Genomic DNA, 23,114 nt, shown 5'->3' with positions numbered 1-23,114 from the left:
CAAGCCGCGGGACTTCGGAAAGTAGAACTGGACTGGGTTTTCAGAGATGTGTATAAGATTCAGCGGTTTGTCCGCGGGGGCCAGTGTTTTAACGCAGAGCCTCTGGATTCGCGGGACGTCGGAAAGTAGAGCTGGACTGTGTTTTCAGAGATGTGTATAAGATTCAGTTGCAAGCAACCGGGCTACTGACTGAGTTATCTGATTCTTATGTTCTCAAACCCTTCTAATGAGATCATATGTTGAACCAACTTATAGGGCTCTATTATACCGGCTTGCTATAATATAGACGTAAAATAAAGACATTAAAAAATCAAAGCTTGCTCTCCACAACCGACTTCGGTACAGTTCACTGATTCCTTTTAATATTTTTCATTATGAAAGCGCGTTTTGTTCATTTGCGGGTACACACTGAATTTTCTATGGTTGATGGGTTAGTGCGCATCAAACCGCTTATGAAATCCCTCGTCAGTAAAAACATGAATGCCGTTGCTGTAACGGATTATTGCAATTTATTTGCTGCAGTTAAGGTCTTTAAATCCGCGTTGGATGCGGGCATTAAGCCGATTTTAGGCAGTGATTTACCTTGTCATCATCCTGGAAGTCCGGAACAGCTAACTTCGCTAGTGTTGTTGTGTCAGGATGAAACGGGTTATCGCAATTTAACCTGTTTGGTATCCAAAGCTTATCAAGAGGGGCAATATCAAGGTCAACCAAGAATTCAATACCCTTGGATTGAAGACTATGCAGAAGGTTTGATTGCGTTGTCAGGGGGGCGATTCGGATCAATAGGCAAGGCCTTACTTGCGGAAGATGAACCCACCGCCTATGCTTTGGCCCAATCCTTGATGAAGCTCTTCCCCAATCGCTTTTATTTGGAAATCCAGCGCACGGGCCGAACAGGGGAGACGGAATATAATGAACGGGTAGTCCGTTTGGCTGAAGAGCTTAATTTACCGTTGGTTGCAACCAATGATGTTCGATTTCTGCATAAGGAAGATTACGAAGCCCATGAAGCGCGCGTTTGCATTCATGAAGGATACACACTGGCTGATCCGCGCAGGCAGCAAGTTTATAGCGCCCAACAATACCTTCGCTCAGCTGATGAGATGGTCGAGTTATTTAAAGATTTACCCCAGGCTTTGGAAAATACGGTAGAAATAGCAAAACGCTGTACTGTAAAGCTCGATTTGGGCAACAACTATTTGCCTAATTTTCCCATCCCTCAAGGCTCAACCGTCGAGAATTATTTATCGGATTTATCAAAACAAGGTTTGGAAGAACGGCTACAACAAATTTTTCGTGATAAAGCGCCCGAAGAAGTTACCACTCTCCGTCAACCGTATGATCAACGTTTGCAAATAGAGTTGGACGTGATTAATAACATGGGTTTTCCTGGTTATTTCCTTATCGTAGCTGACTTTATCCAATGGGCAAAACAAAACGGTGTGCCTGTAGGGCCAGGAAGGGGATCCGGGGCGGGATCACTCGTGGCTTATGCCTTAAAAATCACCGATTTGGATCCACTACTCTACGAATTACTCTTCGAGCGTTTTTTGAATCCTGAACGGGTGTCCATGCCTGATTTTGATATTGATTTTTGCATGGAAGGGCGCGACAGGGTTATCGAATACGTGGCCGAAAAATACGGCCGCCAGAGTGTATCACAGATAATAACTTTCGGCACGATGGCAGCAAAAGCCGTGGTGCGTGATGTCGGGCGGGTTCTCGGCCATCCCTATGGCTTCGTGGACAAAATCGCCAAATTAATTCCCTTTGAAATTGGAATGACGTTAAGCAAGGCGCTTGAAGATGAAGAAGAGTTAAAGCGGCGTTATGAAGACGAAGAAGAAGTTAAAGAATTAATTGATTTGGCCTTAAAGCTTGAAGGGGTCACACGTAATGCTGGTAAACACGCCGGGGGTGTAGTGATTGCACCCTCGAAGTTAACTGATTTTACGGCTATTTATTGCGAACAAGGCTCCACCCAATTAGTCAGCCAATTCGATAAAGACGATGTAGAGGCTGCAGGATTAGTTAAATTTGACTTCCTAGGCTTAAGGACGCTCACCATTATTGATTGGGCATTAGCCATCATTAATAAGCAACGCTTGGCAAAAGGGGAGACAGCAGTCGATATATCACTGATCCCTACGGATGATAAAAAGACTTTCGAATTGTTAATGGCTTGCCAAACCACAGCGGTATTCCAGCTGGAATCACGCGGGATGAAGGAATTAATCCACCGTCTTCAGCCTGACTGTTTCGAAGATATTATCGCACTGGTGGCTCTGTTTAGACCAGGGCCTTTACAGTCGGGCATGGTGGATGATTTCATTGACCGAAAACACGGACGTGCCAAAGTAGAATACCCACATCCTGACTTAGAGCCCATTTTAAAACCTACCTACGGGGTTATTTTGTACCAGGAACAAGTGATGCAAATCGCTCAGGTTTTGGCGAATTACACCTTAGGGGGAGCGGATCTCTTACGTCGCGCAATGGGTAAGAAAAAACCTGAGGAAATGGCAAAGCAACGGGCTATTTTTACGGAAGGGGCGACTGCACGTGGGGTGGCTAAAGAAACAGCCACTTATATTTTCGACTTGATGGAAAAATTTGCAGGCTATGGGTTTAATAAATCCCACTCTGCGGCTTATGCCCTGGTTGCTTATCAAACCGCCTGGCTAAAAGCGCATTATCCTGCGGCTTTTATGGCAGCAGTCATGTCCTCTGATATGGATAATACCGATAAAGTGGTTACTTTTATTGATGAGTGCGTGCAAATGCAGTTAAAGGTATTACCGCCAGCAATTAATCAATCTTGTTATCAGTTCACTGTAGCGGATGATAAGACAATCCTCTATGGTTTGGGTGCCATTAAAGGAGTAGGGGAGACGGCCATCAATTACATCGTTGAAGAGAGGCAACGAGAGGGTGCCTATTCAGGTTTATTCAGTTTTTGCCAGCGCATGGATTTACGCAAAGTGAATCGACGTGTGTTGGAAGCATTAATTAAAAGTGGTGCCATGGATTGTTGGGCTGTTGAACGCGCTGTATTATTTGCCTCTCTTGATAAGGCATTGAAGATGGCGGATAAAGCGCATCAAAACCAAAACAGTGGCCAGACCGATTTGTTTTCCATGCTGGAAGAGGCAAGCAATGAAGAAAGCTATGTAGAATGTAAACCCTGGCCAGACAGGATGCGGTTAAGTGGTGAAAAGGAAACACTGGGATTGTATTTAACCGGTCATCCTGCCAGCCAATATTGTCAAGAATTTAAAGCGTTTGTGACCCCTATTGCCCGATTGAATCCAAGTATGGCAAAAAAAGCCTGTGTGTGCGGTTTGGTTATTTCCTTGCGGCGGGTGATGACCAAGCGCGGAAAAAAGCTAACCATTATTGGTTTGGAAGATTCTACCAGTAAACTGGATATCGTTGTTTTTTCCGAGGTCTATGAAGCGCAGCAAACCCATGCCCAGGTTGGTGAAATGCTTATCGTTGAGGGTGAAATTGCACCAGACGAGTACAGTGGTGGCATTAAAATGACGGCTAGTCAACTTTATAGTGTAGATGAGGCACGTACCCGGTTTGCCAAATGTATAACAATCGATTTATCCAAAAAAGAAGAGGGCTTCATTCCTGCTTTGCAATCGATACTCAAAGCCAATACAGGGGAGTGTGTGGTTCAAGTGCGTTATTCAGGGGATGCTGCTAAAGCGACGCTAAATTTAGGCAAACAGTGGCGGGTGGTTCCCAGTGATCAATTGCTGATGACCTTGGAAGAGCTATTGGGCGAAGAGAGTGTGGGTTTGAGTTATTAAATCAAAATAAAAGCGCTTATAAAGCGCTTTTATTTTTCTGTTATATTATTACCAGTCATTAACAATATTCACACCTAATACAGTTAGAGTGGCATTGTCACCGAAATGAAAAACTGTATTATTATCGACATATTCAGCAATAATAGGAGGGGGATCAGATGGTCCGAAGACAAAGTCTAAAGAATCCACATTGAATTCGAAATCAGTAATAACATCATGACCATAATCTAAACCGAAGACAAACGTATCGGCTCCCTCACCACCGGTTAAAATATCGTTCCCAGCACCCCCATCAACTCTATCATTACCTGCGCCACCATTAATTACATTATTGTCACTATTTCCTACAAGAATATCGTCATGATCAGTGCCAATAACCTCCTCCACATTTAATACATTTAGTGATTTTCCATCGCTGGACAGGACACCGGTACTAGCATTAAAATTCACTCCAGCAGCAAGACCACTCAGGTCAAGAACATCATGGTCGGTATTATCAGCATTTTCACCAAGGTCTAAATAACGCTCGGAATCATTAAGACCAAGCGATTGTATTGTAGCCAGATCATTGGCTGCGGACAATCTGCCCTCACTAAAGCCATAAAATACGTGGGTATTGGAGGTAGCCTCGCCGTTGATGTTTATAGAATTTAGTAAAAAACGTCCTACATTATCATTAGCAATACCGTCCCAGGTTAAATGAAGTGAAGCTAGCTCAGGAGACGGAGTTGGATCTTCAGGAGTTGCCTGTCGAGTTTGAACCCCCGTTAAATCAGCTACTGCTCTAACGTCTGTTTGATTATCAACAATCGTCCAGGCTCTATAGTCGGTAGTATGTGAAGGATCGGAAGCATCCCGAATAGTTACCGTGTTATCACGTAATCCTGTCACTTGGGCAGTAACGCTCGTGTCGTCATCAATTGGATCAATAAAGTTTGATGTTAAGGTAATTTTGGTTTCACCAGTAAACAAATGCGTACTTGTACTAGGATCCTCGTCAGGAGGTGATAGAGCTTCGAAAAATTCTGCAAGGGAATTATTAAATTCAGGTGTGTTAAAAGTACCATTAAGAATTGCTACGGCAATAAGAGCAGCAATTAAGCCGTATTCAATCGCTGTGGCATTAAAGGAATAAGTACCATTCGCAAAATCAAGCTCGGCTACATTATCGACATTTGGCCCCTGATCATTAAACTCCATTTCCAAATTTACTTTTTGAATACCGCTAAGGGTAGGAGCATTCTCAGCAGTATAGGCTTCATAAAACAAGCCCACATTGGTTTGTCCTGTGCCCTCAATCATTTTGATAGTGGTAGGGTCATTATTGGTATAATCATTCGCATTGGCAGCAAAGATAAACTTATAATCACCACCTTGGTCTAAAATAACGGTAGTTGCTTCGGTATCCAGACGAATGGTTTCAATGTTGCTAAGCGTGAGGCTATTCCCTTGTCCATCCGTCAAAGCCCCTGAGCTTGCCGTATAGGTCGTACCGTGAAGATTAGAAATATCAACCACATCAATATCAGTATTATCTCCATTTTCCCCTAAGTCGATCGCCAGGCCGTCAATGACTGCATTGACAATTAAGAGGTCGTTGGCTTCACCTGTTTGAATAGTTTGTACAGAAGAGTCTTGGAGTTCTCCATTGGCCAATATTCCAGTACTATCAAGGACAAGTGGTGTTGAATTGTTGGGAATATAAAGATCAACGTCTGGAACAACTTCCGCCGTTAGCTCTGAAGTGAGTGTTTCGAGGGTATTATAGCCATCAACATAACTCACTTGAACGCTAATCTGCTTACCTATGTCGCTGGCAGTTAAAGTATAATTAGCGTCAGTGGCACCGTCGAGAGCTATATCATTAGCAAACCATTGGTAAGTAAAGTCACCCAAACCATCTTCATCACTGATTCCAGCAGTATAGGCTGTCAGGATTTGATTTACTTGCGCTGTGCCCTGAATTTCTACCGTACCTTGGACTGCATCATTGATATTGAGTACAGCAGCCGTTGCTGCAGAGCTAAGTTGCTCAAAGGTATTATAAGAATCCGTATAACTTACCTCTACCCTAATCGCTTTATCTACATCAGCTTGACTTAGTGTATAACTGGCAGCAGTAGCGCCTTCGATAGCTATATCATTTGCATACCATTGGTAAGTGAACTCCCCTAAACCATCTACATCTGTAATAGAACTTGTATTAGCAATCAGCGTTTGATCTTCATAAGCAAAACCGTCAATCAGACCTTCAATAATCACTGATCCTTGTGGCAGATCATTGATGTTAGCCACTTCTGTTGTAGGCTGAGCAGAGACCACGCTTTCTTGGGTGCCATAACCATCTGTGTAACTAACGGCCACCGTAATAATTTTGCCGACGTCTGCTTGTGTTAATGTATAAGTAGCGTCTTTAGCATTCTCGATGGCGACTCCATTAGCAAACCATTGATAGGAAAATTCACCTAATCCATCTAAATCAGCAAGATCTTCCGTATTCGCCGTAAGCGTCTGCCCTTGTTCAGCAATTCCATCGATAACGAGGTTACCCGTGACAGCGTCGTTCACATTCGCAACTTCAATGGTTGTTTCCGAAGTAAGTGAGACTGTATTGCCATTGACGTCCGTGTAGGTGAGTACCAGACTGATTTGTTTACCCACATCATCCTGAGTCAGGGTATAACTTTGTTGATTGGCATCAAGAATATCCTGCCCGTCTGCTTGCCATTGGAATTGAAAACCAGAACCATCATCGAAATCAACATTGGATAAATCGGCCGTTAACGTTTCATTTTGTACTGCATCACCACTAATCGACACCGTGTCGGGGTCAAGATCAATACCAAATTTATCCGCCAATTTTTGAATGACTTCGAGGAGTTTCGCCTGGGCTGTGCCCGTTAATTTAGCGGCCACTGCAGAGAGGGTTTCTATGAGTTTTAACATTAAGAAGTTCATCGCCAGTCTCCTAAGGTGCAACACGTGCCAATAATTACTTATGACGCCTGCTGCTTTCCTTAGGCTATATCCCTGTTGTAGTCGCGAGATAAGAAGCGCTGATTGTACAAGTTTAGTACATGTGTCAAGCTAGTCAAGTGAATGGGATTACTTTTTTTATTCTTCGCGAAATGCTTTTCTAAAGCTTTCTTCAAGTGGCGTTATTAAGTAGTCAAAGGCGGTTCTTTTTTCAGTAATAATTAATACCTGAACAGGCATCCCAGGGTATAATTGAATATGTGGCAAGCGAGCTAATTGGTCCTTATCCAGGGTAATACGCGCTTTATAAAATTGTCGCTGGGTGGCCTCATCTTTAAAAATATCGGCAGAAATATTTGTCACTGTTCCATCAAGAGTGGGTGTATTTCTTTGCTTGTAGGCTGTTAAATGAACCTTGGCTTTTAAACCAGGTCTTACGATATTGATATCAACTGGATTGATTTCTGCTTCGATAATAAGTTGGTCACCTGAAGGAATGATATCCAGGACTTCTTGCCCAGGAGTAATAACCCCACCAATGGTATGTTTTTTAAGACCAATGACCGTACCTGCCTGAGGAGCAACAATCAATGTCCTATGCAATACGTCTTCTGCTGCTTTTGATTTCTCTACCACATCGGCTAATTTTTGTTGAGTCAGACGTAATTCTTCCAACAATTCTTTACGACGTGTTTCCATTAATGTATAAATTTGTGACTTGGTTTCCCCAATCGATTGATGTGCTTTGGCTATCAAGCCTAAGTGTTCACCGCGATTGCCATTGAGCCTGGCTGCCTCGCGTTTTAAAGCTAATAGACGGGGGCGGTCGATTAGTTTGCGAGCTTCAAGATAAGCGACAGCTTCAATCTCTTCGTCTATAAGTTTCAATTGCTCCGTTTCGGATTGTACTTGTGCTTCGAGGCTGGCAATTTCCTTGTTGAGCTGATCAATCCGTTGGTTAAGAACTTTGGTTTGTCCTTCATAACTATTTACTGCAGCAACAAATAATTTTTCTTGCCCCTGGATAATTTTTTGAACGTCGGGGTTAGCGGCATGCTTCAACAATTCAGCAGGAAAAACGACCTTCTTTTCATTATTTAATTCAGCAAAAATACGGGCTTCTGCGGCTAAGTTTTCCCAAACTTGTACTTGTAGTAACTGTAAGGTGGTTTTGGCTTGCGTGTCTTGTAGTTTAATAAGTGGTGTATGTTTTTTAACAATGGAACCCTCATTGATAAAAATTTTTTCAATAATACCCCCCTCCATATGCTGAACAGTTTTATGTTCAAATTGCACCACAAACTTGCCGTTCGCTACTGCGGCTGAGTCCAGGGGGAAAAGCAACGACCACAGCAAAAAACCACCAATAAAAAAAATGAGAATACCAAAGCCAGTCAACAATGCATTGGTTATGATGGGCTTGCCAGGAGTAGGGGGGAGTTTTTTTGAAAGCTCATCCATTCCTAATACCTTCTTGTTGTTTGGGATTCTTTGCCAGTTCATGAAGCTTAGACAGGATCTGCTCTCGTGGCCCTGAGAATTGAATTTTTCCTTCATTAAGTACGATGATGGTATTTACATGACGGATAATACTGGGACGATGTGCAATGAGGATGACGGTTACCCCATTGACTTTCAGTGTTTGCAATGTTTTGAGCAGGGCAACTTCCCCTTCATTGTCAAGATTGGAATTCGGCTCATCAAGTACAACAAGTTGCGGGTCGTTGTAGAGGGTGCGGGCCATTGCAATTCGCTGCCGCTGCCCACCGGATAAATTAAAGCTGTCTCGATGGATAACCGTATTGTAGCCTTCAGGTAGGCGTAAAATCAGGTCGTGACAACCAGCCAACTGTGCGGCCTTTACAACCGCCGTATCATTCACTTCGCCCATGCGTGCGATATTATCTTTAACAGTCCCTGAGAATAATTCAATATCTTGCGGCAAATAGCCTACGTATTGGCCAAAATCATCCCGTTCCCATTGATAAACGTTTGCGCCATCAAGTCGAACCGTTCCTGAATTGGGTTTTATGATACCTACTATTAAGCGAGCCAAGGTTGATTTGCCCGCGGCGGAGGCACCTATTAAAGCTACCATTTCGCCTGCCTGAATTTTGTGCGTGAGATTGGAGATGACGAGCTTTTGCATATTTGGCGGCGTGTAAAAAACATTTTCCAGGGAAACGATACCTTTGGGGCGTGGTAGTTTTAAACCCGATTTTCTATCCGACTTAAATTTAAAATGGGGTTCCAGACGATGTTTTGCTTGTTTAAAGTTTTGAAACTGTTTCCAGGCTCCTATGGCTTGTTCTACCGGCGCAAGGGCTCGGGACATTAAAATAGAAGCAGCAATCATCATTCCTGACGTGATTTGATTCGTGAGTACATAATAAGCGCCAACTCCTAATATTAAAATTTGCAAACAAAGTCGAAGAAATTTGCTGAGGGATAAAATATAACCTGATACCTTGCTCGATTGCGTCTGTAAAAAAAGGACCTTTTCATTGTTGGAATACCAGTTATTGATTAAAGAAAAAAGCATTCCCATGGCTTGAATAACTTCTGCATTTCTTAAGGTGGCGCCAGTCTCGTTGGTGTTGCTAATTGCCAGGTTATTTGCATTTTCCATCACTTTCTTGGTTGCAAATTCATTGGCCAGAGCACAAAGGAATAATAAAATCGCGCCCAGGGTAGAAATTAACCCTAAGATGGGATGCAATAGAAAAATAACAATAAGGTAAATAGGAATCCAAGGAGCATCAAAAAAAGTAAACATCGCAGTACCACCCAAAAACGTACGTACGGTGTTAACGTCACGCAAAACCTGTTCGGGGTAGGGGTTACCCTGTATAATCTGATCAGGGCTTAAGGCAAGTGCAAATGGGCTTAACTTTCTATCAAGCCAGGTGCTGATGTGGATAAGAATATTGGTACGGACTACATCTAAAAGACTAAGCACAAACAGCGCAATAATGGAAATTAACGTAAGATAGATGAGCGTTTCATAACTATGGCTTGCCAGAACACGATCAAAAATCTGCATCATGTAAAGAGGCACAGTCAGCATTAATAGATTAATAAAAAGACTAAATAAGCCAATATAAAGGTAAGCAGATTTGCTTGCCTGGAAGGTTTCCTTAAGAAAATCCTGTGGTGGTCTTTTAGCCATTTAAACCCATAAAAAACAATATGTAATAACTATAGTTCAACAATAAAAAATCTTCTAAATTTAGGGAAAATTAATTCTCAAGCTTCGCATGACCAAAAAAGACACTTAACTTAAAACCATAGAATTATTCAAAGTAAAAAAGTCGAGGTATACTTAGTACTAAAGACCAAAGCTAACCACTCAAAAGGGAGTAAATCATGAGCGACTTTAAATCAAAGCTACCTGATTTTAAGGAAATCACCTCAATAGCGGGCAAACTCTTTAAAGATGTGAGCAAAAGTGTTTCTGAAATTATTGCTGATTATAAAAAGAAGCGTGCGGAACCCGGAACAGAGGAAGTAGTAAGTTCAGCCGCAAAAAAAGAAAAGCAGGATGAGGAAGTAGTCGTTGCGAAAACTAAAAAAACATCCAGTACAGGCGAAGAGGAAGTAGCGACTGTAGCCACCGCTAAAAAAACAAAACCAGCGAAACCAAAAATAACGCCAGATCCTGAAAAACCTGATCAACCTCAATAGGAGTGATTTGGAGTAGCTTAAGCACGCGCAGGTCGAGTGAGGCCATACTTGCGCATTTTTTCGACTAAGGTCGTGCGCCGCATGTTTAAATAATTAGCTGCATGAGCTACTACCCAATCGGATTCATTCAAAGCCTGACTGATAAGCGCTAGTTCGGTCTTAACCAGGTGCTCCTTTAAATCAATACCGTCACTGGTGATTTCATCAGGCCTTAGTAGTTCCAATAAGGTTTCTCGTTCACTCGTTAATAAACCTAGCTTATGACTTTTCTTGAAGCGTCTTGGCAAATCATTTAAATCAATAATGCCATTCGGAAATAAAATCGACAGACGTTCGACAAGATTTGCTAATTCACGTACATTACCAGGCCAGTTATAACGACTTAACGCATCAAGGGCAGCTGGCATGAGGCGGATTCCGGGTCTGTTTTCACCTTCAATACGAGAAATTAATTCATTCAAAAGTAAGGGGAGATCTTCTCGCCGGTTCCGTAAAGGGGGCATGTCAATAGGAAATACATTTAAACGATAAAATAAATCTTCACGAAATTTTCCTTCATTGATCGCCGTTTCGAGGTTACGGTGGGTGGCCGCGATAATTCTAACATTCACTTCAATACTTTTATTGCTGCCTACACGCTCAAAGCATCGTTCTTGTAATACACGCAGCAATTTAACCTGCATCGCCAGTGGCATATCCCCAATTTCATCTAGAAATAGGGTACCCCCATTGGCCAATTCAAAACGTCCCTGCCGTGAAGTAATTGCCCCTGTAAAGGCCCCTTTTTCATGACCAAATAATTCACTTTCCAGCAATTCGGCGGGAATGGCTCCACAATTGATGGGGATAAAAGGTTTGTTATGACGTGAAGAAAAAGCATGGATATTTCGTGCGACAACTTCTTTTCCCGTGCCTGACTCACCCAAAATCAACACACTTGCTTCGGTATCGGCAACTTGGGCAATTAATTTCCGTACTTGCCGAATGGATTCACTATTTCCTACCAGGCTACGGAATAAAGGGGTTCGTTTTGGATGGGTTATCTCATCAAGGATGCTTTCGTTAGCAATTTGGCATTTATGCAATACTTCCAGCATTTGAGCATAGGTAAAAGGGAAGCAAAGATTAGCGATGACATTATTTACTGGATACTCCGTTTCTGGAATGGTTGAGTCGATAAGGACAATAGGTAACTGCCGCACCCTGTTTCGCAGTTTAGCTAAAAACTCGAGGGTTGTCTCATAAGATTCCTGTGCACCAACTAAGATTGCATGGACGTGCTTGTAAGAGAAAGTTTGCCAATTCGTATAGTTGGCAAGGACACAGGTTTCACTTATAAAATTTAAAATAGTATTGAGCTTATGAGAGCGTTCAGTCTCATTGTCAATAACGACAATAGTTTCACTTTGGCTCATCGCTATCCCTACTCCAGCTTGTCTAACTTGAGTATTGGTTACTAACTGACTGCCTGTCAAATAAATGACGTTCTTTTTTCTTTGTGTCAGAAAATTACAAATTGAAACTCTTTTAGCGGTAGCAATCAATAAATTTAAAAGCATTGCATAGTATGCCGAAGCATAATTTTTGATTACCTATCGCCTCTGTTGCTGCAATATGTTTTTCAACGGCATAGCGCCGTACATTGAGATAACCCATACGGCGGCAGAAGGAGAAAGCGGCCCTGCGGCCACAGCCGTGCCTGCCATCATAACACCAGTCCACTCGATAATTATTAAAGCGAGGATATACATACCGTCTTAGACGATAATGGTAAGCTTTAGGGGGGGTATGAGACATTTTAGCTACACAACGAATCGTTTTGAAACCATTACAACGCCAACCTTTACATCTGGCATTGCAAAAAAGAAAATGAGTTAGGCCCACATTATTATCAATGATTTGTTGATCGGCATAAGCATAGCCCATTAATTTACAATAGCGGGTTGCCAATTTAAGGCCACATTCTTTGCCATCGAAGCTACAGTAATTTAAACGTTCCCCGTGGTATTTGGGCAACCAAAAATTTCTGTAGAAGTTATCGTTTCGCGCTGCGCTACTTGTAGTAATAAACAACATACAAACTATTATACTCGCAACGATTCGTGCAAAAAAAATCATTATTACAATCCATTAGCAACATTTATGACATGTTAGCTTATGCAGGTGAGCAAAAAAAGAGGTAGAGCAATCTTTAATGCTTTGTAGGCTAGTGTCACATCCCCGGATGACAATAGATGGATTGACTCGGGATGCTGCGCATAGCACGGAACGTGGAGATGGGATTGATACAAGAGGGGCTCTGATTGATAAAAATTACTTTTTTTGTCTACGTGCCGTGCTTTATGCACGGCATCCAGTTTTGAAGGTCAAATAGTTAAATTATTACTGTGCTAATTGTGATGTGGAAAAATAATAATCCTGACATTGTTCTTGAGTCGTTACTAACGCTTTGGACAAACCTTGTTGTCTACCCTGGTTAACGAGTCGACCACCAAAAAAAGTAAATGCGCCACCAGTTACAGCTGTCGTAGCAAGCATGCCGCCCATTACAATCCCAGTTGCGCTAAAAAATGAACTGCTACCAAAGGTTGCAACAAGAGTTGCAATACTGACTGTTAATAGGAACAACCCTGCAACCATTAACAATGCACCACCAATTTTTTTACCCAGTGAAGGAGCGCCGGAGGCATGTTTAGCTAATAGGTCCAAATGTGCAACAACAGAAACATCCATATTTTGGAGTTGGGGTTTTTTTTGCAGAATAAGGAAATCATCTAGCGCAGCAATATAAAAATGATAATCAATAGCTTCGTTTTGTTGCGTTTTTTGAGTGACTTCATCTTCAATTAATTGAGTAGCATGTGCGATAGAAGCATGTACATTATCATTTGGAGGGAGATAAGTATGGAGTTCTTCGAGTTTTGTTTTAAAGATAGTCGATTCGAGTGTTAATAGTTCTTTATCAGTTAAATCGGATAAAACATGCACTTGATTTTTTATGTCTTGAAAATGCACTTTTGCTGTGCTTCCAGAATGCAATTCATCCGGTAAATCTCCGTTTTCATCAATATGAAGCTCATTGATAAGCTCAATTAACAAATCAGTAAATTTCTCATCTGTTCCTTCCTTCTTAACCTGAGAATACATTTCCCAAATAAAGCCACATAAGCGTAGGTAATTAATTTGTGTGTACTTTTTGAAATCAAACTCTTTTGAGTCAGGAAAATTATTTGGTGTGACTACAGGTGCGAGTTCTTGGAGTTTGGCGGGAAGATTTAATAAACAAAAACGAACCCTAGGCGAAAGACCGGCAGGGTGGTTATATTCATAATCAAAAAACTTTTGAAAAATTCTATCATGAAGAGACTTAACAAGCAGGTCTGGCTGTTCTTTCAATGTTTGCAAAAATTGCTGTGCCTTTTTAGTATGCTCTTTAATCCAGTTACACTTTTGTTGCGCATTCTGAATGCTTGCTTCTGATGCTTTAATAAGTACTTCCTGAGAAGCTATATCACGGCGTAAGCTCTGTCTGGTTAAATTGAAATGAGCCAATTGCGTTTGCAACCTACTAATGGTTTCAGCCGAGTCACCATCATTATGATGATGGTGAGTAAGGGGAAAATGAACGGAGTGGTGATGATGAGAGTGTTGCCGCTGCCGCTGTGCCCTTTGCAATAAAAAAATTTCTGCTTCCACGCCGTCTATCTGGATTTGTAAATGATCTAGACTACGATTTAGCGGACGTAGTTGCGATTTTGCGGAGTTAATACTCTCTTCTTCAACAGTAATTTCATTTTCTAAAGCAGGTAACTTTTCATTCCATTGGTCAATATTCGTTTGAGAATAAATAATATTTTTAATGGAGAGCATCATTTCTCACAGTGAATAGCCAGTCAGGGTGCGATTGTAACCAAATGCTTTATAAATTAACAATAAAAAATGTTATTCTAGGAGTGAAAAAAATCGCTTCGATAGGGGGCTCAAAAAGTCATTAATTTGTTAAAGCGGTTAAAATTCGACGCTTTCCTTTAAAAGTGGTTCTGCCATGCATGGTTAAAATATTATCTAAAACCATGACATCCCCTTGTTTCCAAGGAATGGACACCGTATTTTGCTGTAGCGTATCTAAAATATGGTAAAGATCCTCACGCGACATAGCACTACCGTCGGCAAAGGTCACCTCATGTAAACGTGTTAAGCGGCGAAAATAGACCAGATTGACTGCGAGAAATTTCATGATGCCTAAAAGTTTAGGGTTAAAATCGTAGAGATGGGCCTGATTAAACCAAACTGTTTCTCCAGTAATGGGGTGTTGTAAAACTACAGGCCCCTCGTGCTTAATTTCAATCCAATTGTTGGTAAGCCATTTCCATGTGATGCTATTGGTTTGACAAAATTCCTCGACGATTGACTTATTATTGGTCTCAAATACATCCATCCAGGATTTGTGCGAACGGGCGAAATAGTTAATTAGCGCCATGGTTTTGCTTCGTTGGTAGTAGTGGGAAATATAGGTTATTCCCTTTGTTTTAAAACGTTGGATAACATTTGGGTCAAGTGATTGATATATTTTTCGGGCATCAGCAATGGTAGTTTCTCCCTGGTAGGAAGGTGCAATGTCGCAATAAAAATAAATATGGCTTGGATAAGCTTTTAAGTAAGACAGCTCTTGATGTAAAGGAATATGGACATGGGGAGGTGCTTCGGTGGACGTATAAATACCTTCGATCACTTTGTCACGTGGGCTATCGCCGCCCATATAATTGACAACATTTCCTAAAGCCAGGGACTTAATAAAATCAGAAAAATGTTGGACTGTGCTTAGGGGAAAATCACGAAAGAGTAGAGCACCGTATTTTAATAAATATTGCTTGAGTTGAATTTTATAGTCGGCAAGTTGCTGTTCCCCATGGGAGTTTGTACCTGAATAATAAATAACAGTAGGGAACCCTTCCTGGATGATAAATTTTTCCATATGAGATTCTTCCTGAAGTTTTGAAAATTTAGTCTACTCGGAGTGGAGAAAAAAATCACCAACCTTAGGCAGTAACTAAGTATCAAAACGAAAGTAATTGTAATTTACAAATGCCAGATTCAGGGGATCTTTCAAGCGACTATGTCGCTTTCAGAATGATGACGTAGGGTGGAAGTTTTAAAAGTCCGTCAATCTTTCATGTGGTCCCTGCAAACAAAGCTCTATTCTTTCATTCTGTTCAAATGACGTAACTAGCTCAGGATTGGTGGCCATGATTGTGCAAAATTTAATATTTATGACTACATTTAATTGAGAAATAATAATTTTTATTCTAAAGACAAATGCTTTGAAAATTAAACCTGCAGTTAGCAATAATTGATTAGGGATAAGGATGCAAGGTCATTTTTTTTATAATTTAGGGAAGCTTATCTATCCACTGCGGTGGTTTATTGTCGTATTCTGGTTATTTGTTGTTTTAGCTTCTCTTCCTTTCTTACCCAATATTATTAGTCCCTTTAAAACCACAGGCTTTATTGACGAACATTCTGAAAGTGCAAAAGCCGAAGAATATATCAATAAAAAATTAGACTACAACACGGCGAACAAATTTCTGGTTATTTATAGAAGCCCTAGGCTGTTAGCGACAAGTCCTCAATTTATTAAAAAAATTAAACAATCATTAGAAAACTTAAAAGATTTTCCGATAAAACATGAAATTCTTATGCCTAATGATAATAAACCCCAAATTTCAAAGGACAAGCACACTGCGTATGTGGTGGTTATTGTGAAGAGCAGTGAGCCTCTTAAAGATCGTTTACTGACACAATTTGAAGCGGCAATAAAAAAACCAAAAGACATGTCTGTTGAGTTAGGCGGGGAGGCTGTTTTTGTCAAAGATGTGAATAAGCAAACACAGACTGATCTCTATCGGGCAGATTTAGTTGCAGCACCGGTCGCAATAATAACATTGCTTTTTGTCTTTGGTTCTGTTGTTGCAGCCTTATTGCCCATTGTTTTAGGGGGAGGGGCAGCACTAATCATTTTAACAACGCTTTTCTTTCTGGGTTATGTTTATACGCTTTCAATTTTTACGTTAAATATTGCGCTATTACTCGGTCTTTGCCTAACGTTGGATTATTCGTTATTTATTATTAGTCGTTTTCGTGATGAATTACACAATGGCGTCTCTGTAAGTGATGCCATTGCTGTCACTGAAGAAACGGCAGGAAAGGCTGTTTTTTTTAGTGGGCTCGCAGTTCTTGTGAGTCTTAGTGCGTTATTTCTTTTTCCCATTAATATTCTTTTTTCAGTGGCCATGGGTGGGATAGTGGCAGTTATGGTAGCTGTGCTCACCGCCATTATGTTATTACCCGCTATTTTAGGCATACTGCACCGACGAATTAATTTCCTGTCTCTGCGCTTTCGTCGAAAAGAGAAAAGGCGTGCCAGTTTTTGGCATTGGTTAGCAACAAAAATTGTTAAACGCCCATTGCTTTTTTTCTTTCCAGTGCTTTTGTTTTTGTTGATGCTGGGCTATCCCTTCCTGTCAGCCAAATTTGGTGTATCTGATCATCGAATTTTACCGGAAACGTCAGAGCATCGACGTTTTTTTGATGTATATGACAAAAAATTTAACATAGAAACGCTAAACCCTATTTTGGTTTTAATCCAAACTCCCCATAGCTATATTTTATCCAAAACAAATCTTAATAATTTATACGATTTAGCCCAAAAACTTAAAAAAGAACCAGCAGTAGATAAAATTAACAGTATTGTAACAACGGATTCAAAACTTACTAAAAAACAATATTATCATTTATACCATGACAATAAAGATTCAAGGAGCAAGAGTCTTAAACAATTGTTAGCTACTACTACCAGTTACTCCTTCACCGTAATGAATATTATTAGCAAATATCCAATTAACTCACCAGAAACCCAAGCGCTTATTACCACGCTGCGCGATATGAAAACAGCAAAGGGGATGGAAATAGAATTAACGGGTACACCAGTTATTAACAAAGAGGTACTGGAGAGTATCTCGCGCATCCTCCCTTATGCAATTCTATGGATTATTGTGTTTACTTACCTGATTTTGCTTGTTTTACTGCGTTCTTTATTTTTGCCTATTAAAGCGATTTTAATGAATTTATTAAGCCTATGTGCTTGTTATGGTGCTCTGGTTCTGGTATTTCAGGATGGCTATTTGTCGCAGTGGCTTCACTTTGAACCGCAGGGTATGTTGGATATCAGCTTATTGGTCATCATTTTTTGTGCTTTATTTGGTTTTTCAATGGATTATGAAGTGTTTTTATTAACAAGGATTAAAGAATGTTATGAAGAAAATGGAGTGAACAACAACAGCATAGTTTTTGGGATTGAAAAAAGTAGCCGGATTATTACCAGCGCAGCACTAATTGTAATCGTCATTTGCGGTTCGTTTTTAGTGGCGGAGGTGCTGATGGTAAAGGCATTTGGGCTTGGAATTGCAGTGGCTATTTTTGTCGATGCTTTTTTAATTCGCACCTTATTAGTTCCCTCAACGATGGCCTTACTACAATCATGGAATTGGTATTTACCAAAATGGCTGGATAGACTTTTACCCAGACTATAATTAATAATTAGAGAGACGTAACAGGGGTTATTGAGTCTAAAAAGGAAGATAAATCGAGATGGAAAACTCAGAACAACTAGAGCAATTTATAGAAGAAGCCACCCGACTAAATTTAAAAACACTTCACGGTTTGTTTGAAACTCAAGTGGGACAAAGGCCGCAGCAAACAGCGATAAGCTTTGATGGGGAAACAATAAGTTATGAGCAGTTAAATCACAAAGCCAACCAACTGGCTCATTATTTGCAGGAATTGGGGGTGAACCCTGACACGCAAGTGGCAGTCTGTCTCCCTAGGTCCATTGAATTTTTGGTGGTTATTCTGGGTATTTTAAAAGCCGGGGGAGCCTATATTCCCTTAGACTCATCACATCCTGACGAGCGCTTGTTGTTAATCTTGCAAGAAGGTGATACCCAATTTTTAATCACTTCGGACAAGTTTAAAAAGAAATTTACCCGGTATACGGGGCAGACAATCACCATCGACAAAAATAAAACAATAGAAAAACAGCCCACGCATGATCCAGCCTCAAAAACCAATTCGCAACACTTAGCCTACATTATCTACACTTCTGGCTCTACCGGCACACCCAAAGGGGTATTGGTGGAGCATGGAGGTGTTGTGGATTATTCCTTGTGGTTTGCTGAATACTGTGATTGTCAACCTGGGGAACGTATCGACTTCTCGTCTAATCATGCTTTTGATTTTGCTTTAACCACATCCATTATTCCTTTAATGCTCGGGCTCACATTGGTAATTTGTTCCGACCGGGTAAAAAAAGATCCCCGTCAATATTTAAATTACCTTGAGGCGAACAATGTTAATTTTATCAAGTTAACACCTAGTTATTTTAAGGTATTGCTTTATGAGATAAAAAATAAACCCATTGCGCTTCCAGATTTGAAAAAAATCATGCTTGCAGGCGAAAGTTTATTTAGCTCTGATTGTTTGGCGTGGCTGGCGCTTTATCCGGATCATATTTTATACAATGAATATGGGCCTACAGAGGCGAGTGTGGCGGTTTGTTTATATAAACTTGATCGCAAAAATGTTCATCGGCTTGGTGCAAATGTACCCATCGGGCATGTGGCGCCGCATGTTCAATTTTATATCCTCGATGAAAATCGTTTGCCAGTAGAAGAGGGGGCAATTGGAGAATTATACCTGGGTGGGCATTGCCTCGCGAGAGGTTATTTAAATAATCCTAAATTAACCCAAGATTATTTTTTCAACAATCCTTTTAGCAAAAACCCCAGTGCCAGACTTTATAAAACAGGGGATTTGTGCCGGAAACTGGAAAGAGGCGAAATTGAGTGTCTGGGCCGTAGTGATTACCAGTTAAAAATTCGAGGGTTCAGGGTTGAGCCAGGGGAAATTGAAAGCTGTTTAATTAAACATCCCGCCATAAAAGAAGCGGCGGTAATTGCGATAAATGGGGAACGAAAAGAAAAAAAACTAGTTGCCTATTATACGCTAAATAGCAAGCAAGTCATCTTGGATAATAGTGAGTTACGTGAATATTTACTGCTTAACTTGCCTGATTATATGGTCCCATCCAGCTTTGTGAGAATGGATGTTTTTCCTCTAAACGCGAATGAGAAATTGGATAGGGGGGCATTGCCTATTCCTCAGTTTACAGCAAGCCAATATTATAAAGCGCCTAAAACCTCGCTTGAAAAACAACTTGCGCAAATTTGGTCTGAAGAACTTGAAATAAAACCGATTGGTGTTAAAGATGATTTTTTTGAGCTGGGCGGACATTCTTTATCGGCGGCAAGAATTATTTCAACCGTCAATTACAAATTGGGCAAAGAAGTAACACTGTATGATTTTTATCAACAACCTACCATTGCCCATTTAGCGGCATTAATTAAAAAGGCTAAGACAAAGAAAAAAAGAAGGATCAATAACGCCTTTTTGAAGGCAAGTCATTTTCCGCTTAGTAATTTTCAATTATTATTATGGTTGGCAGACACCTTTGAACCCAAGGCAAAGCGATTAAATATTTTCGCAAGAAAACGTTTTGCAGGACGTCTGGATATTGCCAAATTAAATGCAGCTTTTGCTGCAATTTTTCGCAAACACGATGTATTATCCTTTAGAGTATCCAAATTTAAACCCATTCAGCAGTTAGACAAACATTTAACCTTTCATATTGCGGAAAACAATTTGGAGCTACTCTCTGAGAAAGACAGCGAGCAGATCCTTGAAAGTTCTATTCAACAGTTAATAGAATATTACCCCTGGCCTAAAAAATACTCCGTTATTGTTCGTTTATTTTACCTGAAAAATAACAGTACGGAATTGCAACTTTGTTTGCCACATATTATTTCAGATGATGTTTCGCCGGAAATTCTATTGTCCAACCTCTCCGCTTTTTATAATTTACCCAAAGTAGGCAATAAATCGGTAAAAAAAGACATCGCTTTCAGAAATTATCTTCTGGATGAAGTGTCTTATATACAACAAAACCTAAACCGGGATTTATTGTTTTGGGAGGAGTATCTTAAAGATGCTCGACTGTTTACTTTTCCATCGGAGAAAATTGTTAAGCCTAAACCAACGCAACCATTTTCATATTCTACGTACACAGAAATTCCAGAAGACGTGTTAGATAAATTTCATCTGTTCTGTAAACAGCATCATGCCAGTATTTTCGAAGGGTTGTGTGCAGCACTGATGCAGACCTTATGGACTATTTGTGAAGAGGTTCAAAAAGATAACGCCTGCATTTATATTAATCGTGTAAAATCGACACGGGATAATCCTGATTATGATGAAACAATGGGTTGTTTTTTAAAGCTTGAACCTATCAAACTGGCAGTGAACAACCATTCTAATGTTGCGTCTCTTTTACAACAGGTGCATGAATCAGTTATTGCAACCCATCCTTACCAGCAATGTCCAGATTTAGTTAAACTTGCAAGTATCGGAGCATTTCAACAAAAGCGTTCGGTTATTAAAAACTATCTTATGAAATCCTGTGTTTCGCTTTATACCAAGTTATTTCGTTCAGTGAAGATAAACCCGCAAATCTTGAATTTATGCCTACGCCTCCATGGCGATAAAAAGAATAACTTCCTTGTTAATATTAATGTACAGCATAGTTTCTTGATGAGCCCTGAAAACAATAGAGAACCAAACATGTTCGGGTTTAAGTTAAACGACATCAGAGATCACCGTTATGACTTATTGAAAATAAATAATTTATTCGATGTTTGTTTGATGCGCAAAGGACAACTTGCAAAACCCTATTTAATTATTTCCGCAAATTTACAACCAACATTGCGAGAAACAATAGCAAACGAATTCATTCGGTTAATGAAAGCGTGTAACTAGGCAACAAAATTATTTTTTTATTTTGCAGTCGTTTTAGTTTCTGATAAAGTTTTCTAGAACTTTTACGAATAAGGAATCAAGGATGATAAAGAGAGTATGTTTGGCTGCTGTTTTATCTTGTTGTGTTGTTTTTTCGGTTTTTGCTGGTTGCCCTAGTGCGTTACCTACCAATGATGTGAAATTTTGTTCATCATTTAAATCAGTAGCTACTTGCTATTGTACTTCATCCGGCTTACCAAGTTCGATGTGCCAGGATATGAGTGCGCTTTATTCACGCATGATTAGCGTGTTCGGTTCTTTACAGAAAGCATGTGAATATCAACGTTATACAAGTCCCCAGGATTGTATGGATAACTGGAATTGTTATCTTTATGGTGGCGTTGATTCTCGCGGCCGGCTCTGCAGCTCCACTAAAAAAGCCTGTCAGTAGTATAATTCGTTGTAGTCTTGGCTAGATGATGCTGGCCAAGACGTTTTTTGAAAGGGTGTATCGAACTGTGATGATAAAAAAGTTAGTCTTATGGTGTTTGCTGTTCTCCTATCCGCTAAGCAGCCTTGCAAACACCCACGAAAAAATCAGTCCAAGTTCCCATCTTTATATTGGTGCTATGGGTGGTTATGGATCTACTACCTGGGAAGGGCTAGTGCCTACCCGAGAAAATCAAAATATGGCATTGAGTATGTCAACTCCAGTGAAAGTGCGGGAAGGTGGTGGTGTATGGGGTGCTTTTACCGGCTATGAATTCGCACGCTATTTTGCCTTGGAATTAAGCTATTTGGATTATCCTGACGCTGAAGTATCGTTTGATCCAATGAGTTTATTCAGTTTTTTAAATGGTAATAGAGTTTCATTTAAGACAAAAACTGAAACGGTGGATTTGAAAGCAAAAATTATGCTTCAAATTCCTAAGACGAGTATTAGAGCGTATTCCAGTGTGGGAATTGCAGGTATACACCGTAACGATATATTAGTTAATCAATGGCGTGCAACTCCGGCCTTTGGAGCGGGGTTTAATTATCAGTTAACCAATCATTGGATGCTGGAACTCGGCGGTAATTACACTGCAGGTTATGGTGAGGCACAATTAACCCCCTCGGACAGTTATTTCCCTTTCCTGTACTCAGTAGTGTTACGCTTGGCTTATTTCATCTAGTCTGAAAAAGTGCCCTATATAGGTAATGAACCTGTTCTTACCCGAGGTGGTGCCATATTAATGATAGAGCTAAATAAAAATGCTAAGAAAAGTAATAACGATAAGTAAAAAACAAGTTTTGCAACATAGGTCGATGTGGATGGATTTTTGAAACTAAATATCCCTGAAATGGTAGCAATCGCTAAAAAAATAAAAGCCCATACAAACATAGCCCGTCCTTAGACTAAAAAGTAATAAGCCGCTACTTACTGTAAACTTTAATTACTATATAGTGAAGCAAGAAAAAATGCTATCGTCTGGTTTTTTTCATAACACATTGTTGGATTTATCATGCGCTTAACCAATCAAGATACTATGGATGCTAATCGAAGAATAAACCAAAGAAATCGCCTTAAACGCTTGAACGCCAGGGGTGAAAAAGTAGCCCGGTTGCTTGCAACCGGGATGAATCGCCAACTTAAATTTTAGCCTGTCATAACCTGCTTTCGGCGTTTAGGCGGGTTGAATCGAGACTTTCCCGGCTGCAAGCAGCTGTCTCTTGATCACATCCCTC

The 23,114-nt window shown here is 40.4% G+C and carries 14 protein-coding genes; 6 read left to right on the top strand and 8 right to left on the bottom strand.

Features of this window, described 5'->3' with window-relative positions; translation table 11 throughout:
- The first annotated feature begins 374 nt into the window (after positions 1-374).
- Positions 375-3,821, top strand: a complete 3,447-nt coding sequence (gene dnaE / locus Ljam_RS04715; RefSeq protein ID WP_058448981.1) for a DNA polymerase III subunit alpha — start codon at positions 375-377, stop codon at positions 3,819-3,821.
- A gap of 48 nt (positions 3,822-3,869) precedes the next feature.
- Here dnaE and Ljam_RS15580 read toward each other — a convergent pair whose 3' ends face one another.
- The 3 genes from Ljam_RS15580 to Ljam_RS04700 form a co-directional block, all read right to left on the bottom strand.
- Complete coding sequence (locus Ljam_RS15580; RefSeq protein ID WP_058448980.1) at positions 3,870-6,779, bottom strand: Flp family type IVb pilin; 2,910 nt, start codon at positions 6,777-6,779, stop codon at positions 3,870-3,872.
- A 156-nt stretch (positions 6,780-6,935) separates the two neighbouring features.
- Positions 6,936-8,258, bottom strand: a complete 1,323-nt coding sequence (locus Ljam_RS04705; protein WP_058448979.1) for an HlyD family type I secretion periplasmic adaptor subunit — start codon at positions 8,256-8,258, stop codon at positions 6,936-6,938.
- Entirely contained in the window at positions 8,251-9,966 is a 1,716-nt protein-coding gene (locus tag Ljam_RS04700) for a type I secretion system permease/ATPase (RefSeq protein ID WP_058448978.1), read from the bottom strand. Before Ljam_RS04700 ends, Ljam_RS04705 begins: the two co-directional genes overlap by 8 nt.
- 197 nt (positions 9,967-10,163) lie before the next feature.
- Here Ljam_RS04700 and Ljam_RS04695 point away from each other — a divergent pair, with 197 nt between their 5' ends.
- Positions 10,164-10,481 carry a hypothetical protein gene (locus Ljam_RS04695; protein ID WP_065235524.1) on the top strand — a complete coding sequence of 106 codons (318 nt, stop codon included), beginning with the start codon at positions 10,164-10,166 and terminating at the stop codon, positions 10,479-10,481.
- Positions 10,482-10,498: 17 nt separating this feature from the next.
- Here the strand turns inward: Ljam_RS04695 and Ljam_RS04690 are convergent, their stop codons facing one another.
- From Ljam_RS04690 to Ljam_RS04675, 4 genes are all read right to left on the bottom strand, one after another.
- Positions 10,499-11,896 (bottom strand): sigma-54 dependent transcriptional regulator, encoded by a 1,398-nt coding sequence (locus Ljam_RS04690; protein ID WP_058450738.1) that lies wholly within the window; start codon positions 11,894-11,896, stop codon positions 10,499-10,501.
- Positions 11,897-12,008: 112 nt separating this feature from the next.
- The gene (locus tag Ljam_RS04685; protein WP_058448977.1) at positions 12,009-12,599 is read right to left on the bottom strand and encodes a hypothetical protein; all 591 of its coding nucleotides are present in this window, start codon (positions 12,597-12,599) and stop codon (positions 12,009-12,011) included.
- Positions 12,600-12,863: 264 nt separating this feature from the next.
- Positions 12,864-14,354 carry a hypothetical protein gene (locus Ljam_RS04680; RefSeq protein WP_131762419.1) on the bottom strand — a complete coding sequence of 497 codons (1,491 nt, stop codon included), beginning with the start codon at positions 14,352-14,354 and terminating at the stop codon, positions 12,864-12,866.
- A 118-nt stretch (positions 14,355-14,472) separates the two neighbouring features.
- Positions 14,473-15,456, bottom strand: coding sequence for a TauD/TfdA family dioxygenase (locus tag Ljam_RS04675; RefSeq protein ID WP_058448975.1), 984 nt, complete (start codon positions 15,454-15,456; stop codon positions 14,473-14,475).
- Positions 15,457-15,847: 391 nt separating this feature from the next.
- Here Ljam_RS04675 and Ljam_RS04670 point away from each other — a divergent pair, with 391 nt between their 5' ends.
- From Ljam_RS04670 to Ljam_RS04655, 4 genes are all read left to right on the top strand, one after another.
- The gene (locus Ljam_RS04670; protein WP_058448974.1) at positions 15,848-18,070 is read left to right on the top strand and encodes an MMPL family transporter; all 2,223 of its coding nucleotides are present in this window, start codon (positions 15,848-15,850) and stop codon (positions 18,068-18,070) included.
- 58 nt (positions 18,071-18,128) lie between these two features.
- Entirely contained in the window at positions 18,129-21,407 is a 3,279-nt protein-coding gene (locus Ljam_RS04665; protein WP_058448973.1) for an amino acid adenylation domain-containing protein, read from the top strand.
- A gap of 82 nt (positions 21,408-21,489) precedes the next feature.
- The gene (locus Ljam_RS04660) at positions 21,490-21,837 is read left to right on the top strand and encodes a hypothetical protein (RefSeq protein WP_058448972.1); all 348 of its coding nucleotides are present in this window, start codon (positions 21,490-21,492) and stop codon (positions 21,835-21,837) included.
- A 70-nt stretch (positions 21,838-21,907) separates the two neighbouring features.
- The gene (locus tag Ljam_RS04655; protein ID WP_058450737.1) at positions 21,908-22,561 is read left to right on the top strand and encodes an outer membrane beta-barrel protein; all 654 of its coding nucleotides are present in this window, start codon (positions 21,908-21,910) and stop codon (positions 22,559-22,561) included.
- A gap of 14 nt (positions 22,562-22,575) precedes the next feature.
- Here the strand turns inward: Ljam_RS04655 and Ljam_RS04650 are convergent, their stop codons facing one another.
- Positions 22,576-22,770, bottom strand: coding sequence for a DUF1328 domain-containing protein (locus Ljam_RS04650; protein WP_058448971.1), 195 nt, complete (start codon positions 22,768-22,770; stop codon positions 22,576-22,578).
- Positions 22,771-23,114: the final 344 nt, after the last annotated feature.

It is taken from the genome of Legionella jamestowniensis (assembly GCF_001467745.1).
Taxonomy (GTDB): domain Bacteria; phylum Pseudomonadota; class Gammaproteobacteria; order Legionellales; family Legionellaceae; genus Tatlockia; species Tatlockia jamestowniensis.
This window is presented reverse-complemented; position numbering and strand designations above follow the sequence as displayed.

Excerpts from the sequence above, each read along its gene's own strand:
- Ljam_RS04670 (WP_058448974.1), top strand. The coding sequence starts at position 15,848 with ATGCAAGGTCATTTTTTTTATAATTTAGGGAAGCTTATCTATCCACTG.
- Ljam_RS04685 (WP_058448977.1), bottom strand. The coding sequence starts at position 12,599 with ATGATTTTTTTTGCACGAATCGTTGCGAGTATAATAGTTTGTATGTTG.
- Ljam_RS04680 (WP_131762419.1), bottom strand. The coding sequence starts at position 14,354 with ATGATGCTCTCCATTAAAAATATTATTTATTCTCAAACGAATATTGAC.
- Ljam_RS04695 (WP_065235524.1), top strand. The coding sequence starts at position 10,164 with ATGAGCGACTTTAAATCAAAGCTACCTGATTTTAAGGAAATCACCTCA.
- Ljam_RS04700 (WP_058448978.1), bottom strand. The coding sequence starts at position 9,966 with ATGGCTAAAAGACCACCACAGGATTTTCTTAAGGAAACCTTCCAGGCA.
- Ljam_RS04650 (WP_058448971.1), bottom strand. The coding sequence starts at position 22,770 with ATGTTTGTATGGGCTTTTATTTTTTTAGCGATTGCTACCATTTCAGGG.
- Ljam_RS04655 (WP_058450737.1), top strand. The coding sequence starts at position 21,908 with ATGATAAAAAAGTTAGTCTTATGGTGTTTGCTGTTCTCCTATCCGCTA.
- dnaE (WP_058448981.1), top strand. The coding sequence starts at position 375 with ATGAAAGCGCGTTTTGTTCATTTGCGGGTACACACTGAATTTTCTATG.
- Ljam_RS15580 (WP_058448980.1), bottom strand. The coding sequence starts at position 6,779 with ATGAACTTCTTAATGTTAAAACTCATAGAAACCCTCTCTGCAGTGGCC.
- Ljam_RS04690 (WP_058450738.1), bottom strand. The coding sequence starts at position 11,896 with ATGAGCCAAAGTGAAACTATTGTCGTTATTGACAATGAGACTGAACGC.
- Ljam_RS04705 (WP_058448979.1), bottom strand. The coding sequence starts at position 8,258 with ATGGATGAGCTTTCAAAAAAACTCCCCCCTACTCCTGGCAAGCCCATC.
- Ljam_RS04660 (WP_058448972.1), top strand. The coding sequence starts at position 21,490 with ATGATAAAGAGAGTATGTTTGGCTGCTGTTTTATCTTGTTGTGTTGTT.
- Ljam_RS04665 (WP_058448973.1), top strand. The coding sequence starts at position 18,129 with ATGGAAAACTCAGAACAACTAGAGCAATTTATAGAAGAAGCCACCCGA.
- Ljam_RS04675 (WP_058448975.1), bottom strand. The coding sequence starts at position 15,456 with ATGGAAAAATTTATCATCCAGGAAGGGTTCCCTACTGTTATTTATTAT.